14 protein-coding genes are annotated in these 14,478 nt (G+C 74.4%); 6 read left to right on the top strand and 8 right to left on the bottom strand.

The annotated features are described in order from the left end of the window. Window positions 1-38: 38 nt before the first annotated feature. The 4 genes from AB7F12_RS13775 to AB7F12_RS13760 form a co-directional block, all read right to left on the bottom strand. A complete protein-coding gene (locus tag AB7F12_RS13775) occupies window positions 39-278 on the bottom strand; it encodes a hypothetical protein (protein ID WP_428496732.1) in 240 nt (79 codons plus the stop codon). A gap of 372 nt (window positions 279-650) precedes the next feature. Further along, complete coding sequence (locus AB7F12_RS13770; RefSeq protein WP_428517008.1) at window positions 651-881, bottom strand: hypothetical protein; 231 nt, start codon at window positions 879-881, stop codon at window positions 651-653. 19 nt (window positions 882-900) lie between these two features. Next, on the bottom strand, window positions 901-1,800 hold the full coding sequence (locus AB7F12_RS13765) for an NAD(P)-dependent oxidoreductase (protein ID WP_428496730.1): 900 nt from the start codon (window positions 1,798-1,800) through the stop codon (window positions 901-903). Further along, entirely contained in the window at window positions 1,797-2,276 is a 480-nt protein-coding gene (locus tag AB7F12_RS13760; RefSeq protein WP_428496729.1) for an N-acetyltransferase family protein, read from the bottom strand. The genes AB7F12_RS13765 and AB7F12_RS13760 overlap by 4 nt, the downstream gene beginning before the upstream one ends. 87 nt (window positions 2,277-2,363) lie before the next feature. Between AB7F12_RS13760 and AB7F12_RS13755 the strand changes: the two genes are divergently transcribed. Beyond that, entirely contained in the window at window positions 2,364-3,224 is an 861-nt protein-coding gene (locus tag AB7F12_RS13755; RefSeq protein ID WP_428496728.1) for an SCO6745 family protein, read from the top strand. Here the strand turns inward: AB7F12_RS13755 and AB7F12_RS13750 are convergent. The 3 genes from AB7F12_RS13750 to AB7F12_RS13740 form a co-directional block, all read right to left on the bottom strand. After that, window positions 3,221-3,808, bottom strand: a complete 588-nt coding sequence (locus AB7F12_RS13750) for a TetR/AcrR family transcriptional regulator (protein ID WP_428496727.1) — start codon at window positions 3,806-3,808, stop codon at window positions 3,221-3,223. The two genes, AB7F12_RS13755 and AB7F12_RS13750, sit on opposite strands and share 4 nt — an antisense overlap. Window positions 3,809-3,889: 81 nt before the next feature. Beyond that, a complete protein-coding gene (locus AB7F12_RS13745; RefSeq protein WP_428496726.1) occupies window positions 3,890-4,435 on the bottom strand; it encodes a YdeI/OmpD-associated family protein in 546 nt (181 codons plus the stop codon). Further along, entirely contained in the window at window positions 4,432-4,842 is a 411-nt protein-coding gene (locus AB7F12_RS13740) for a VOC family protein (protein ID WP_428496725.1), read from the bottom strand. Before AB7F12_RS13740 ends, AB7F12_RS13745 begins: the two co-directional genes overlap by 4 nt. Before the next feature lie 63 nt (window positions 4,843-4,905). Here AB7F12_RS13740 and AB7F12_RS13735 point away from each other — a divergent pair, with 63 nt between their 5' ends. Continuing rightward, on the top strand, window positions 4,906-5,898 hold the full coding sequence (locus AB7F12_RS13735) for a helix-turn-helix transcriptional regulator (RefSeq protein ID WP_428496724.1): 993 nt from the start codon (window positions 4,906-4,908) through the stop codon (window positions 5,896-5,898). Between the two features lie 114 nt (window positions 5,899-6,012). Here AB7F12_RS13735 and AB7F12_RS13730 read toward each other — a convergent pair whose 3' ends face one another. Then, window positions 6,013-7,245, bottom strand: a complete 1,233-nt coding sequence (locus tag AB7F12_RS13730; protein WP_428496723.1) for an amidohydrolase family protein — start codon at window positions 7,243-7,245, stop codon at window positions 6,013-6,015. 105 nt (window positions 7,246-7,350) lie between these two features. On the opposite strand from AB7F12_RS13730, the gene AB7F12_RS13725 reads away from it, so the two are divergent. From AB7F12_RS13725 to AB7F12_RS13710, 4 genes are all read left to right on the top strand, one after another. Next, a complete protein-coding gene (locus tag AB7F12_RS13725; protein ID WP_428496722.1) occupies window positions 7,351-10,026 on the top strand; it encodes a helix-turn-helix transcriptional regulator in 2,676 nt (891 codons plus the stop codon). A 146-nt stretch (window positions 10,027-10,172) separates the two neighbouring features. Continuing rightward, the gene (locus AB7F12_RS13720) at window positions 10,173-10,361 is read left to right on the top strand and encodes a hypothetical protein (RefSeq protein ID WP_428496721.1); all 189 of its coding nucleotides are present in this window, start codon (window positions 10,173-10,175) and stop codon (window positions 10,359-10,361) included. Continuing rightward, window positions 10,354-11,073, top strand: coding sequence for a hypothetical protein (locus tag AB7F12_RS13715; protein ID WP_428496720.1), 720 nt, complete (start codon window positions 10,354-10,356; stop codon window positions 11,071-11,073). The genes AB7F12_RS13720 and AB7F12_RS13715 overlap by 8 nt, the downstream gene beginning before the upstream one ends. Continuing rightward, window positions 11,070-14,312 carry a bifunctional cytochrome P450/NADPH--P450 reductase gene (locus AB7F12_RS13710; RefSeq protein ID WP_428496719.1) on the top strand — a complete coding sequence of 1,081 codons (3,243 nt, stop codon included), beginning with the start codon at window positions 11,070-11,072 and terminating at the stop codon, window positions 14,310-14,312. Before AB7F12_RS13715 ends, AB7F12_RS13710 begins: the two co-directional genes overlap by 4 nt. The last annotated feature ends 166 nt before the right edge of the window (window positions 14,313-14,478 follow it).

The following is a 14,478-nucleotide window of genomic DNA, read 5'->3' as shown; positions in this document are numbered from 1 at the left end:
GTGAATCCGGGCCGGATCCGGCCGACGACCACGTGGGGTCAGCGTCCGTCGACCGCCTGGTCGACGACGATCGCGAGGCGCGCCAGCACCTCCTGTCCCTCTCCCCGGGTGAGGACTCCGCGGGCGACGGCGGCCTCGACCTCGGTCTCGAGACAGGAGAGCAGCGCTCCTGCCCGGTCGCCGACCAGCGCGGGCGCGGCCTGTTCGGTTCGCGGACGGGCGGCCCGGACCACGGGTCGCAGGATCATCGGGCCGGGCTCACCAGCGGGCTGTGCCATTCGCGCCTCCTCGGCTCGCGGTGCGGCACGCCGCCCGCCAGGTGCCGTCGAGTGTCGGCGCAGGAACGAAGAGGAAGGTCACCCCCGACGGGTGGTCGTGGTGGTCGGGGAACCCTCCCCCGTAGTGTCGCCGCCGGGCGGTGCGCATCCGATGCGGGCGGGTGGTCCCGGCGCTCGCGGGTCCTTCGGCCCTGCCCGCCGGCGCGGTGTCCGGCGCATCATCACGAGCGCCGGACAGCGTGACCACACCGCGCCGGCTCTGCCCGTCGCTGGGGAGCGGACGGGTGAGTCGACCGGGGTGGGCGCCCGGGTGGATCGCCCACCCCGGTCGAACGGGCCGCGCGCGCCGCCCTCGTGAGCGGCGAGCCGGGTTCAGTCGCGGTCGCCACGCATCGTGAGGACGACCCTGAGGACGTGGTCGACGGCCGCGGCGAACGGGGGGCCGCGCAGCTCGTCACGGACGGCGAGGGTGCGCGACGCGAACTGCAGCATCACGTCCTCGCCGAGGCGCCCGACGACGAGCGCCGCCACCTCCTCCAGGTCCAGACCCGGGTTGTCCAGCCGCACGAGCGCGAACGCGACCATCAGCTCCTCGTCGGTCACCGCTCACCTCCCCGGCGCATCATCCCGGATCGGGGCGCGCCCCCGACAGGGTCCGCGCCTGGATCGCGCCCAGTACGGCGACCATGTCCGCTGCCCCGTGCCCGGCCGCGACGGTCTCCTCGAACAGTGCCCGTGCGACGTCGACCATCGGGGACGCGATCCCCGCGGCGCGGGCGGCGTCGACGACGAGCCGGGCGTTGTAGGCGACGTCGGTGGCGGCGGCCTGGGCGGTGACGTCGCCGGCGACGAGCTTGGCGGCCTTGACCCGGGAGACGTCGCTGGCCATGGGGCCGGCGTCGAGCACGGCGCGGACGACGTCGAGGTCGAGACCGTGCCGGTCGGCGAAGTGGAAGGCCTCGGCCAGCCCGGCGACCATCGTGACCAGGTAGAGGTTGACCGCCAGCTTGGTCAGGAGCGCTCCCGGGACGGCGCCGCAGAGGACGGTCGAGCGGCACATCGGGGCGAGCAGGGGGCGCACGGTGGCGATCGCGTCGTCGTCACCGGCGAGCATGGCGACGAGCGCGCCCTGCTCGGCGGGGACCCGCGACCCGGACACGGGCGACTCGACGTAGCGCCCGCCCGCGGCGCGGACGGCGTCGGCGAGGCCGCGGGAGAACCCGGGCGCGGTCGTGCCCATGTGGACGACGGTGCGGTTGCGGACGAGGTCGGCGAAGGCGGGCGTTCCGCGGTGCAGGACGGCGTCGATCGCGTCCGCGTTCGCGAGCATCATCAGGACGACGTCGGCGCGGGCGAAGACCTCCGCGGGATCGGCGGCGACGGCCGCACCCGCGTCGCGGAGCGGTGTGCACGACGCGGGCCTGCGGCTCCAGACGACGAGTGGTGTCCCTGCCCGGGCGAGCCGCAGCGCCATCGGGGTGCCCATCAGGCCGAGTCCGAGGAACCCCACGGTCGGGGTCACGGGACCGCGATCTCGTAGGTGAGCTGGCCGGGGTCGAGGCGGGCCAGGCGGGTGGGGCCGAGGCGCCGGCCACGCAGCAGGCCGATGGCGGCGCGGTTGTCGGCGCGGACGGTGGCGCGCACCGTCCACCCGGCGCGCGCCGGGGCGCCCAGGGTGTGCCGGAGCAGACCGGTGGCGACGCCGCGGCGCTGGGCGTCGTCGGCGACGAGCAGGGCGAGGTCGGTGGTGCGCGGCCGGGCGGGGTCGTCGACGAGGTTGAGCAGCCCGACCGGCCACCCGCCCACCCGGGCGACGACCGCCTCGCCCGCCAGGAGCCAGGGCCGGTACCGGGTGAGGACGGCCTCGGGGGTGAGCCGGTGGGCGGCGGCGAACCGTTCGGAGAGCGACCGTACGGAGCAGGCGCGGACCAGCGCCTCGACGGCGTCGTCGGTGGCAGGCTCCCACCGGGTCACGATCCGTTCTATGACAGTCGTCATAGAACGTGTTTGTACGCGATCCGGCGGGCGTCAGGCATCATGACGCTCGTCATAGTCTCGACGGAACGACGACGACCCGGAGGACGGATGGGCAGCACCGCGCGCCACCTGTGGACCCGCTTCGAGCCGGTCCACGACGTCACCTACTTCGCCCCCGAGGCCCTCGCCGCCGCCGATGCGATCGGCATGCGCGGCTTCTGGATGGGCTATGTCGCACTGCGCGCCGCGCCGCTCGGAGCGGTCGGCCCCGCCGTCGCGACGGCCGCGTTCCACGGCTTCCACGCGAGCCGGCTCGAACGTGCCCTCCCGTCGGCATGGGACGTCGCCGACCCGGCACGCGTCCTCGCGGCCCGCCTCGACGGCGTCGACGCCGCGCTGCGCGCCGTCTGGGGCGCCGACGTCGTCGCCTCCCCGCAGGTCCGCGAGGCCGCCGACCTCGCCTGGGCAGCCGCCACGGCCGCCGACACCGCGGGCCGCGTACTCGCCGCCGCCAACCAGGCGCTCCCCCGCCCCGCCGCCCCGCACCTGGCGCTCTGGCAGGCGACGACGACGCTGCGCGAGCACCGCGGCGACGGGCACATCGCGGTCCTGGTCTCCCGCGGCATCTCCCCGCTCGCCTCACACCTGCTCAAGGTCGCCGCCGGCGAGTCCGACCCCACCGCACTGCAGTTGGGCCGCCGCTTCACCGACGAGGCCTGGCGAGCGGGTCTCGACGAGCTGCGCGCCGCGGGCGTCGTCGACACGGACGCGTCGCTCACCGCCGCCGGCCGGACCCTGCACGACGACGTCGAGGCCGCGACGGACGCGGCCGCCGAGGCGCCGTGGCACGCCCTCGGCCCGGACGCCACGGCCCGGCTGGCCGAGCTGCTGACGCCGCTGGCCTCCGCGGTCGTGCGCACCGGGATGATTCCCGACCCGAACCCGGTCGGGATCGTCGGACTGCCCTAACCGGCCGCGAGGAGCAGGTCGAGCTCGGCCTGCACGGCGTCGAGCGCCGACTCGTCGCGCCGCGCCCGGCTGATGACGAGCGCCCCCTCGACGGCGCTGATCACCATCAGCGCCAGGCGGTCGGCCCGATCGGGGTCGATCCCGCCGCGGCGCAACGCGAGCGCGAGGGGGCCGAGCCAGCGCGAGAAGGCGTCCCGCGCGGCCGTCGCGACGGTGTCGCCGTCCCACGCCGCGTCGGCGACCCCGGCGACGATCGGGCAGCCGCCGGTGAAGTCGGTGAGCGCCAGCACCTCGCGGAACCGGTCGACGACCCCGCGGACGACCTCGGCGGGCGTGGGCGGCGGGTCGGCGTCGAGGCTCGCGCGCAGCGGGCGGGCGGCACGCTCGGCCATCCAGGCCATCGCCTCGGCGACCAGCTCCTGCTTGCCGCCCGGGAAGTAGTGCTGCAGCGACCCGCGGGGTGCCTGGGCGTGGGCGACGATCTCGCGCATCCCGGTGGCACCGACGCCACGTTCACGGAACAGCAGTGCGGCGCTGCGCACGATGCGCTCGCGAGGACCCCGGTCGACCATGACGACCGTCATGATAGGTCGTCGCGCAGCGAGATGACGCCCAGCCCGGGCGGCACTGCCGCGGGCACGCAGACGTCCTGGTTCCACCACCCCTCACGGAGCGGGCCGGGCGCGGGCGACGATCGCCGCGATCCGGCGCTGCCTGGTGTCCGGGCGCTTCGCCCGCACCAGGTGCTCGAGCGCGGCGCGGCGCACGGAGTGCGACCAGCCGTCGAACACCGTCGACACGGCGGCGGCGTCGAGGGCGGCGCGCAGGTCGTCGGGCACGACGCCGCGCTGCGCGTCGACCAGCAGCGACCACATGCCCGTGCGCATCGCGTCGTCGACGGCTGCCCGACCGCGTGGCGTCATCAGGCCGCGCTCGGTGAGCGAGGCGACGATCTCGTGGTTGACCAGGCTCCACGCGCTGGTGGCCGCGCGGGGCGTGAACCGCAGGACCCACGACTCGTCGTCACGGCGGCGCGCCAGCGAGTCGATCCATCCCGCGGCGAGCGCCTCCTCGATCGACTCCCGGTGCGTGACGCGCGGCGTCGTCGACCCGCCCCTGCCGAGAACGAGCCACGCCTCGTCCGCGGAGTCGCCGTGCGCGGCGAGCCACGCCCGCCACTGCGCACGGTCCGCGGCGGCAACGGTGTTCATGACGCGTGCAGCGCCGCGAAGTGCGGGTTCGTCATGACCCCGAGGACGTTGCCGAAGGGGTCGACGACCGAGGCCGTCACGAACCCGGAGTCGCCGCGCGGGGTGATCGGCTCGAACTCGGTCGCACCCAGCTCCAGCAGCCGGGCGACCGTGGCCTCCAGGTCGTCGACGTGCCAGAACACGATCGCCCCGCCGGGCGTCCCCGGCGCGCCGGGCGGCGCCCAGCGGCGGTCGATGACGCCGAGCTCGTCCTCGTCGTCACCGATGCGGAACTCGATGTATGCGGGTGGCTGCGGAGCGGGCGGGAACGCGTAGTAGGGGTCGACGCCGAGCAGCCGCGCGTACCAGTCGCGGGCGGCGGCGAGATCGTCGGCGTAGAAGCTGACAGTGGTGAGTCCTCGAAGCATGCGACCACCATGGCGGGGTGAAGTGCTCACCGAGTGAGCACTTTTCCGGGCAGAATCCGACGCATGCGCGCCGATCGCCTCGTGGCCACCCTCCTGCTCATGCAGGTGCGGGGCCGGGTGACCGCCGCGCAGGTCGCCCAGGAGCTGGAGGTCTCGGTGGCGACGGCGCGCCGCGACCTGGAGGCGCTGTCGACGGCGGGGGTGCCGGTGTACCCGCAGCCGGGCCGCGGCGGCGGCTGGTCGCTCGTCGGCGGCGCCCGCACCGACCTCAGCGGGCTCACCGCCGGGGAGGCGACCGCCCTGTTCGCGCTGGCCGGACCGGGTGCGGCCGTCGCGCCGGCCGCACGCTCGGCACTGCGCAAGCTCGTCGCCGCCCTGCCCGACACCTTCCGTGCCGACGCCGAGGCCGCCGCCGGCTCGGTCGTCGTCGACCCGGCCCGCTGGGGTCGCGACGACCGCCACCGCCCGGCGATGGTCGACGCCCTCCAGGACGCCGTCGTGCGCCGCCGCCGCGCCCGGCTGACCTACGAGGATGCGAAACGACGCAGGTCGGAGCGGCTCGTCGACCCGTGGGGTCTCGTCGACAAGGACGGCGACTGGTACCTCGTCGCCGGGACCGACGAGGGGCGCCGCACGTTCCGCGTCGACCGCATCGTCGACGCCGAGACCACCGACGAGCCCGCCGCACGCCCCGCCGACCTCGACCTCTCCCGCGAGTGGGAGCAGGTCGTCGGTGAGATGGAGCGGCGCCGGTCGCTGGGCGAGGCGGTCGTGCTGATCCCGCAACGGCACGTGCACGTGTTGCGCCACCAGTTCGGGCGCCACTGCGAGACGCTCGGCGTCGAGGACGACGGCAGGGTCCGGCTGAAGGTCGCGGCGCCGATGGCGTTGTCGATCGCGGAGAACCTGGCGGGCTGGGGCGCCGGCGTCGAGGTGCTCGGACCCGACTCGGTGAAGGCCGAGCTGGCCCGGATCGGCGCGGAGCTCGCCGCCGCGTACGGGCCGGGTCCCTCACGCGGCGCCGCAGCGCCGCACCCCCCGCCGAGATGCACATGAGCGCGGTTCGACCGGCATCGAACCGCGCTGAGGTGCATCTCGGCAGGTCGAGTCTCGTGCAGCGTTGACCTTCGAGGCGGTGCAGCGGCTGGTCGGCGCCGTGTACGACGCCGTCTAGGACACGACCCGGCCGCCCTGCAGCACCATGACCCGCGCGGCGTCGTCGGACACGGCGGTGACGTCGGCCAGCGGGTCACGGCGCAGGACCAGCACGTCGGCCACCTTCCCGGGCGCGAGGGTGCCCACCTCGTCGTCGATCCGCAGCAGCCGCGCGATGTTCACGGTGATCGACTGCAACGCGGCGCGCGGCGTCATCCCGACGAGCTCCACGTAGGTCGAGGGCTCGACGGCGCAGCTGCCCTGCACGAAGTGGGTCAGCCCGGCGTCGCCGCCCGCGACGATCGGCACGCCCGCCGCCACGGCCTTCGCGATGCTCGCGACGTGGTGCTCGTGGGTGCGCTTGTGCTGGTCGACGATCACCTGCGGGATGCCCATCCGCAGGCCCTGCTCGGCGAAGGCCCTGTACATCGACAGCGTCGGGGAGATCGTGAGGCCGTGCTCGACGACCGCCTCCAGCGCGTCGTCGGCCAGGAAGAGCGCGTGCTCGATGCTCGCGACACCGGCGCGGGCGGCGGTGCGCACCGAGTCCTCGGACTCGGCGTGGGCGACGACCGGCACGCCCTGGCGGGCGGCCTCGTCGACGAGCGCGTGGAACTCGACGTCGGTCAGGCCGCTGCGCTCGGCGGGACACAGCGGGTTGAAGCCGGTGCCGCTGACGCCGACCTTGATCCAGTCGACACCGTCCTTGAGCTGGGTGCGGACGACGGTCGCGGCCTCGTAGGGCCCGACCACCTGCACCGCCAGGCTGTGCGGGTACGGCGCGTGTTCGAACAGGTGGGACGGTTGGAAGTCGCCGAGCCCGCCGGGTGCGGACACGATGCGGCCCGCCGCGAGGACCCGCGGGCCGGGGACGTCGCCGCGACGGATCGCGTCGCGGACCTCGACGCCGATGTTGGCGCGGCTGCCGACGTCGCGGACCGTCGTGAAGCCCTTACGCAGCAGCACCCCGGCGTTGTGGACGGCGTCGACCGTGGCCTGCGGGACGGACTTGCGCAGCTCGATGTCGTAGGGGTCGGCGACGTCGCGGTAGATCAGGTGGCAGTGCGCGTCCATGAGCCCGGGCATCGCGACACCACCGTCGAGGTCGACGACGTCGTCACCGGGGCGGGCCGTGACGTCGGTTCCCCACGACTCGATGCGGCCGTCGACGATCGCGAGCGCGCCGGTGACGGGCGTCAGATCATCGCCGGTGAGGAAGGTGCCGTTGACCAGAACCGTGCGTTGCATGCAGCTCTCTCCTCGTGAATCGACGAAACAGCCACATCGTCTGCCAAGTCGGGCTGTTTGTATACAAGCATGGCCGCCGATCGGCCCTTGTCCGGCCGTGACGGCATGACCACACTCGACGGTGTGGGCCCGGGGGAGCCGTTCGTGGGGCGGACGGATGAACTCGCCACGCTGACCGGGGAGCTCGACCGGGCGCGCGGAGGCGACCCGTCCGTCGTCGTCGTGTCCGGAGCCGCCGGGATCGGGAAGACGACGCTGCTGCGCCGGCTCGCCACATCCGGCCCACCGGCCACGGTGCTGCGCGCGACCGGCGCCCCCGAGGAGGTCGCGCTGCCCTTCGGGATCGTCGGCCAGCTCGCCGCCGACCTCCCCAACGACGTCCGCGGGCCCCTGCTCACGACGGCACCGCCCGCGACCGCCGACCCGCTCGCCGTCGGCGCGCAGCTGCTCGCCGCCCTCGGCGAACTGCAGGCCACCGACCCCGTCCTGGTCGTCGTCGACGACGCACAGTGGACCGACGACGCGTCCGCCCGCGCGCTGGCGTTCACCGTGCGCCGGCTGCGCCGCGACCACGTGCTCGTCGTGCTCGGCATACGCGACCCCGACCCGGGTCCGGCCTGGTGGGAACGCGGCACCGTCGGCGCGCAGCCGGCACGCAGGATCACCCTCGCCGGGCTGCACGCCGACGACCTCGTCGAGCTGGGCCGCACCCTCGACCGCGAGCTGACCCCGGCGGCCGCCGACCGGCTGCGCGAGCACACCGACGGCCACCCGCTGCACGCCGCGGCGCTGCTGCGGGAGCTGCCCGCCGACGTCCTGCTCGACACCTCGGCCGCGCTGCCCGCCCCCCGCTCCTTCGCGACGTTGGTGCTGGTCAGAGTGGCCGAACTCGCCCCGGCAGCGCGTGCGCTCGTGCTCGCCGCGGCCGTGCTCGGCGACCGGTGTCCGCTCACCGACGCCGTCACCGCGTCCGGTGTGGACGACCCGGTCGTCGCACTCGACGAGGCTGTCCGCGCGGGGCTGCTCGTCGAGTCCGGTCGCGACGTCGCCTTCCCGCACCAGCTCGTGCGCGCCGCCGTGTACGGCGACCTGCCCCCGGCGCGCCGGCACGCACTGCACCGGGCGGCGGCGGAGCTCGTCGACGGGACCGCGGCGACGGCCCACCGCGTCGCCGCGGCCGTCGGCGCCGACCCGGCACTGGCGGCCGAGCTGGAGTCGCAGGCCCGCACCGACGCGGCCGCCCGCAGGTGGCGCGCCGCCGCCGACCATCTGCTGTCGGCCGCCGACCTCAGCCCCGACCCGACGGCGCGGGCGGCGCGGCTCGTCGGGGGCGTCGACGCGATGCTCGCCGGCGGTGACCTCGGCCGGGCGCTGCGCAGCGAACCCGACGTCCGCGCGCTGCCGCCGAGCGCGGCGCGCAGCCGCGTCGTCGGCAGGCTGGAGGCGATGACGGGCAGGTTCCAGGACGCGCGCGTCTCCCTCGCCGACGCGCTCGACGCCGCGGGCGACGACGACACCCGCCGGGCGGCCGCGGCGGCCCACCTGGCGTTGCTCTCGCTCATCGAGGGTGACGCCGATGCCGCCGCCGAACTGGCCGGCCGGGCCCTGACCTGGGGTCCGGCGGCCGAGGACGAACCGACGGCCCGGTTCGTCCGCGCCGTCGGCCTGTTCGCGAGCGGTGACCACGCCCGCGCCGACGCCGAGCTCGACCGCGACGGCGACACCGCGGAGGTCGCGGCGCTGCGCGGCGTCGTCGCGCTGTGGCGGGAGGACGCGGGTGCCGCCGCCGACGCGCTGGCCGCGGTCCTGCGCGACGACGCCACCGGCATGTCGATGCAGGCCCGTGTGCTCGCCCTGGCCCACCTGTCCGAGGCGACGTACCGCATCGGCGACTGGGACGGCTCGGCCGCACACGGCTCGCTGGCGCTGTCGCTGGCCCGTGACGCCGGCGTCCTGCTCGGGGCGGGCATCACCAATGCCCTGACCAGCTACGTCGCCGCCGGCCGCGGTGAGTGGGACGTGGCACGGACGCGCGTCGACACCGCGCTCGGTGCGACCCGGCTGCTGCCCTGGTGGGGCGGGGTCGCCTACTCCTCGACGGCGGCGGCCGTCCTCGCCCAGGCCCGGGGGGATCCTGCGGGCATGCGTGCCGCGCTCGCCCCGCGGATCGCCGACGCGGCCGTGGACGGTCCCGTCGACCGGGTCGGGGTGCTGCCGTGGCGGGCACTGCTCGTCGAGGCCCTGCTCGGGACCGGTGAGCGCGTCGCCGCCGCCACCGAGCTCGACGCCCTCGCCCTCCGCGTCGCCGACCGTCCCGGCTGGACCGCGGTCGAGGCGGCCCGGCTGCGCGCGGAGCTGACCGACCTGCGGTCGGACTACGAACAGGCCGTGGACCTCGCCGGGCGGACCCGCGCCGAGCTTCCCCGTGCCCGGCTGGAGACCGCGTTCGGGCGCCACCTGATCGTCGCGGGCGAGCGCCGCCCCGGCGTCGACCTGCTGCGCAGCGCCCACGAGCGGCTCACCCGCCTCGGCGCCGCGCCCTTCGCCGCCCGTAGTGACGACGCGCTGCGCGCCGCCGGCCTGCATCCGCCGGCAGCGGGTGGCCCGCTGTCACTGACCTCGCAGGAGCTGGCCGTCGCCCGGCTCGTCGCGCAGGGCCGGACCAACCGCGAGGTGGGCGCGACGCTGTTCGTCACGGGCCGCACCGTCGCGTTCCACCTGTCGAACATCTACGCGAAGCTGGGCATCTCCTCCCGCCGCGACCTGGCGTCCCACCTCTGAGCGGCACTCCGGTGCGCGGCCACGGCCGCCGGGCGGCACTGGAAGGTCCGCTGGAAGGTCCTGACAGCCCGCTGCCCACCTCTGCGGGCCGATGCTCGACGGCGCACGCCACCTCGGGCCGGCCCGGCCCGGAGGAGGGAGGGGCCATGCGCATCCAGCTGGACCTCTTCCGGAGCGGGGAGGGTCGCCTCGAAGGGACCGTCCGCGCCCCGGGTGGTGGCGGCTGCCCGTTCACCGGGGTGCTCGACCTGCTCCGGGTGCTCGAGGCGATCGACCTGCCGGCGCTCGACGACGACCCGGCAGCCACGCGTGACCGGGGGAACGACGATGGCTGACCTGCGCGAAGCCGGTACCCGACCCGCCGTGTCGGCCGAGGCCGCCACGTACGCGCGGCTCTCGGGGGTGCTGGCCGTCGTGTTCGCGGTGCTGGTGGCGCTCGCGCTGGTGTTCGTGAACCGGTCCCCCGGGTTCGCCGCCAGCGACCAGAGCTACGACGCCTTCTACGCCCAGGGCGGCAAGACGGTCCTCATCACCGTCGGGCTCTACCTCGTCCCGTTCGCGGGCATCGCGTTCCTCTGGCACATGATCACGATCCGGCTGCTCGTCCGCGAGCTCGCCCCCGACGTCCCGAAGATGCCGATGTCGCTGCAGGTCCTCGCCGGTGGGCTGTTCGTCGCGCTGCTCTGGGTCGGCACGGCGGCGGCGGGGGCGGTGGCACTCGTCGTCGACATCGGGACCGGACCCGTGCCGGGCCCCGACGTCGGCCGGGCGCTCTCGGGCATCGGGTACGCGGTGGTCTTCGTGTACGCGGTCCGCGCCGCCGGCATGTACGTCATGACCACGACGTCGCTGCTCATGAAGGCCGGCCTGCTGCCGCGCTGGCTCGGGCTCCTCAGCTACGTGCTCGCCCTGGCGATGTTGATCGCCACCACGTTCAACCCCGCCGTCCTGCTGGTGCTGCCCGGGTGGGCCGTGCTCGTCGGCGTCATCGTCCTCGTCCGCGCCGGACGTCCCGGCGCCCGCGCGATTCCGGAGGCTGCCTCATGACCACGACACCGATCGGGACCCGCGACGCGAGCGAGATCCCCGGACCGCCGGCCAAGCCGATCATCGGCAACGCCCTCGACATCCCGGGCGACCGCATGATCCAGGCGCTGATGGACCTGACCCGCACCTACGGGCCCATCATGCGGTTGCGCACCCCGATGGGCGACCGGTACGTCGTCTCGGGTCTGGACATGGTCGACGACCTGTGCGACGACTCGAAGTACGACAAGCTCGTCGGGACGGCGCAGAAGGAGCTGCGCAAGATGCGCCCGAGCGACGGCCTGTTCACCGCCGACACCGACGACCCGATGTGGTCACGGGCGCACAACATCCTGCTGCCCAACTTCAGCATGCAGGCGATGCAGGGCTACCTGCCGATGATGGTCGACATCGCGCTGCAGCTCATGCAGAAGTGGGAGCGGCTCAACCCCGGCGAGGACGTCGACGTCACCGGCGACATGACGCGCCTGACGCTCGACACGATCGCGTTGTGCGGCTTCGGGTACCGGTTCAACTCGTTCTACCGCAACACCCAGCACCCGTTCGTCGACGCGATGATGCGCACGCTGACGGAGACCCAGAAGCGGGCCCGGCTGGTCCCGGCGCTGATCCGGCTGCGCCGCAAGGCGCAGCGTCAGCTCGTAGCGGACAACGCCTTCATGGAGCGGGAGGTACAGCACATCCTCGACGAGCGGCGCCGGTCCGGGAACGCCGAGGAGCACGACGACCTGCTGAGCTGCATGCTCACCGGCGTCGACAAGAAGACCGGCCTGACGCTGCCCGACGAGAACATCGTCGGCCAGTGCCTGACGTTCCTCGTCGCAGGCCACGAGACGACCAGCGGGCTGCTGTCGTTCACGATCGCCTACCTGCTCAAGGACCGCGACGTCGTCGCGAGGGCGCAGGCCGAGGTCGACCGCGTCCTCGGGACCGACCCGGGCGTCATGCCCAGCTTCCAGCAGGTCCAGGGCCTCACGTACGTCACCCAGATCCTCAACGAGGTCCTGCGGCTCTGGCCCACCGCGCCCGGGTTCACCCGCTACCCCTACGACGACGTGGTCCTCGGTGGCTACCGCATCCCCAAGGGCACGTCGCTGACCGCGCTGACCCCGATGCTGCACCGCATCCCCGAGATCTGGGGCCCCGACGCCGACGAGTTCAACCCCGACCACTTCCGCCCCGAGTTCCGCGCGACCTTGCCGCCCAACGCCTTCAAACCGTTCGGCTCGGGACAGCGGGCCTGCATCGGACGGCAGTTCGCGATGCAGGAGGCCGTGCTCGTGCTCGGCATGCTGCTGCAGCGCTTCGACTTCGTCGACGAGCACCAGTACCAGCTGAAGATCAAGGAGGCGCTGACGCTCAAGCCCGACGGGCTCTACATCCGGCTGCGGCCGCGACCCGACCGGACCACCGGCACGGTCGTCGTCCCCGCGCGGGCGGCCCAGGCGCCCGCGGCGAAGCCGAAGCTGCGGCTCGCCCCCGTCGGCGACCGGCACGGCACCCCGCTCACCGTGCTGTTCGGGTCGAACCTCGGCACCGCCGAGGGCATCGCGACGCGCATCGCCCAGGACGGCGCCGACCGCGGCTTCGCCGTCACCCTCGGCTCGCTCGACGACCACGTCGCCGACCTGCCGAAGGAGGGCGCGCTCGTCGTCGTGTGCGCGTCGTACAACGGGCTGCCACCCGACAACGCCGAGAGGTTCTGCGCCTGGATCCGCGACGCGGCGACGCCGTCGGACGCCGCCGCCGGCGCGGCGTTCGCGGTGTTCGGCTGCGGCAACATGGACTGGGCCTCGACCTACCAGGCGATCCCCACGATGCTCGACGAGCAGCTCGCGGCCCACGGTGGCAGGCGCGTCACCGACCGCGGCGAGGGCGACGCCCGCTCGGACTTCGACGGCCAGTACGAGTCCTGGTACGCGACGATGTGGCCCGCGATGACCGAGGCGCTCGGCCTGGACGAGGAGGCCGTCGCCACCACCGCCGCCGGCCCGCGGCTCACGCTGACGATGACCAACCGCCAGACCACCAACCCGGTCGTCGTGTCCTACCGGGCGCGGCCGTCGACGGTGCTGGTCAACCGCGAGCTCAACGCCGACGGCTCCGACCGCTCGACCCGCCACGTCGAGATCGCGCTCGCACCCGGCACCGAGTACGCCACCGGCGACCACCTCGGGGTCCTGCCGCGCAACAACGTCGACCTCATCCGCCGGGTCATCGCCCGGTTCAAGCTCGACGCCGGCACATACCTGACGATCACGCCCAACGGCGGGTCGTGGACGCACCTGCCCCTCGACGAGCCCGCGCCGCTGCTGGGCGTGCTGGGCAGCTGCGTCGAGCTGCAGGACGTCGCCGGGCGCTCCGACATCGCGACGCTCGCCTCGGTCGCGACCGACCCGGCCGAGCGCGACGCGCTGACGGCGCTGACCACGCTCGACGACGAGGGTCGCGCCCGGTACCGCAAGTCGATCGCGGAGCCGCGCGTGACGGTGCTCGACCTGCTCGACGCCTATCCGAGCTGCAACCTGGCGTTCGCGCAGTTCCTCGACATGCTGCCGCCGCTGCGGCCGCGCTACTACTCGATCTCGTCGTCGCCGACGGAGACCGACAGCTGCCACATCACGGTCGGCGTGCTCGACGTCCCCGCCCGCGGCCGCGACGGCCGGTTCGCCGGCGTGTGCTCCACGCACCTGCGGAGCAGCGACGTCGACGGGACGGTGTTCACGTTCGTCCGCAAGCCGACGATCCCGTTCACGCCGCCGGAGAACCCGCACACCCCGATGATCATGGTCGGGGCGGGGACGGGCATGGCGCCGTTCCGCGGGTTCCTGCAGGAACGGGCCGGGCTGAAGCGGCGCGGGGTGCCCGTCGGGGAGTCGTTGCTGTTCTTCGGGTGCCGCACCCCCGAGCAGGACTTCCTGTACGCCGACGAGCTGCGTGCCTTCGAGCGCGACGGGATCGTGAAGCTCTGCATGGCGTTCTCCCGGGTCGCGGACAACCGTCGCTACGTGCAGCAGGCGATCGTCGACGAGGGTGCCGAGGTCCGCAGGCTCCTGGACGAGGGTGGGCACGTCTACGTGTGCGGCAACGCCAACACGATGGCCCCGGCCGTCCGGGCCGCGCTGATGGAGGTGCACGGCGGGTCCTCCGGCAGCGCCGACGGGGAGGCCTGGCTGGCGTCGATGCGCGCCGAGCAGCGGTACCTGGAGGACATCTGGGGCGAGTCCGCCGTCGGCTGAGCCGGGCGGGCCGAGCTGCCGGGAGGGCGGCGTCCGGCCCGCCCCACGACCCGACCGCAACCTCACGGCTGTCCGGGCACGGTGCGACGACCGTGCGGTTGCGGCCGGGGCCGATGACGTGCCGGCCGGTGCTCCCCCGGCGCCGGCCGGCACACCTCGCCGTCCT

This window comes from Pseudonocardia sp. (genome assembly GCF_050250275.1).
GTDB lineage: Bacteria > Actinomycetota > Actinomycetes > Mycobacteriales > Pseudonocardiaceae > Pseudonocardia.
This window is presented reverse-complemented; position numbering and strand designations above follow the sequence as displayed.

Coding starts and splice junctions, on each gene's coding strand:
- AB7F12_RS13775 (WP_428496732.1), bottom strand. CDS start 278: ATGGCACAGCCCGCTGGTGAGCCCGGCCCGATGATCCTGCGACCCGTG.
- AB7F12_RS13760 (WP_428496729.1), bottom strand. CDS start 2,276: ATGACGACTGTCATAGAACGGATCGTGACCCGGTGGGAGCCTGCCACC.
- AB7F12_RS13755 (WP_428496728.1), top strand. CDS start 2,364: ATGGGCAGCACCGCGCGCCACCTGTGGACCCGCTTCGAGCCGGTCCAC.
- AB7F12_RS13750 (WP_428496727.1), bottom strand. CDS start 3,808: ATGACGGTCGTCATGGTCGACCGGGGTCCTCGCGAGCGCATCGTGCGC.
- AB7F12_RS13745 (WP_428496726.1), bottom strand. CDS start 4,435: ATGAACACCGTTGCCGCCGCGGACCGTGCGCAGTGGCGGGCGTGGCTC.
- AB7F12_RS13740 (WP_428496725.1), bottom strand. CDS start 4,842: ATGCTTCGAGGACTCACCACTGTCAGCTTCTACGCCGACGATCTCGCC.
- AB7F12_RS13735 (WP_428496724.1), top strand. CDS start 4,906: ATGCGCGCCGATCGCCTCGTGGCCACCCTCCTGCTCATGCAGGTGCGG.
- AB7F12_RS13730 (WP_428496723.1), bottom strand. CDS start 7,245: ATGCAACGCACGGTTCTGGTCAACGGCACCTTCCTCACCGGCGATGAT.
- AB7F12_RS13725 (WP_428496722.1), top strand. CDS start 7,351: ATGACCACACTCGACGGTGTGGGCCCGGGGGAGCCGTTCGTGGGGCGG.
- AB7F12_RS13720 (WP_428496721.1), top strand. CDS start 10,173: ATGCGCATCCAGCTGGACCTCTTCCGGAGCGGGGAGGGTCGCCTCGAA.
- AB7F12_RS13715 (WP_428496720.1), top strand. CDS start 10,354: ATGGCTGACCTGCGCGAAGCCGGTACCCGACCCGCCGTGTCGGCCGAG.
- AB7F12_RS13710 (WP_428496719.1), top strand. CDS start 11,070: ATGACCACGACACCGATCGGGACCCGCGACGCGAGCGAGATCCCCGGA.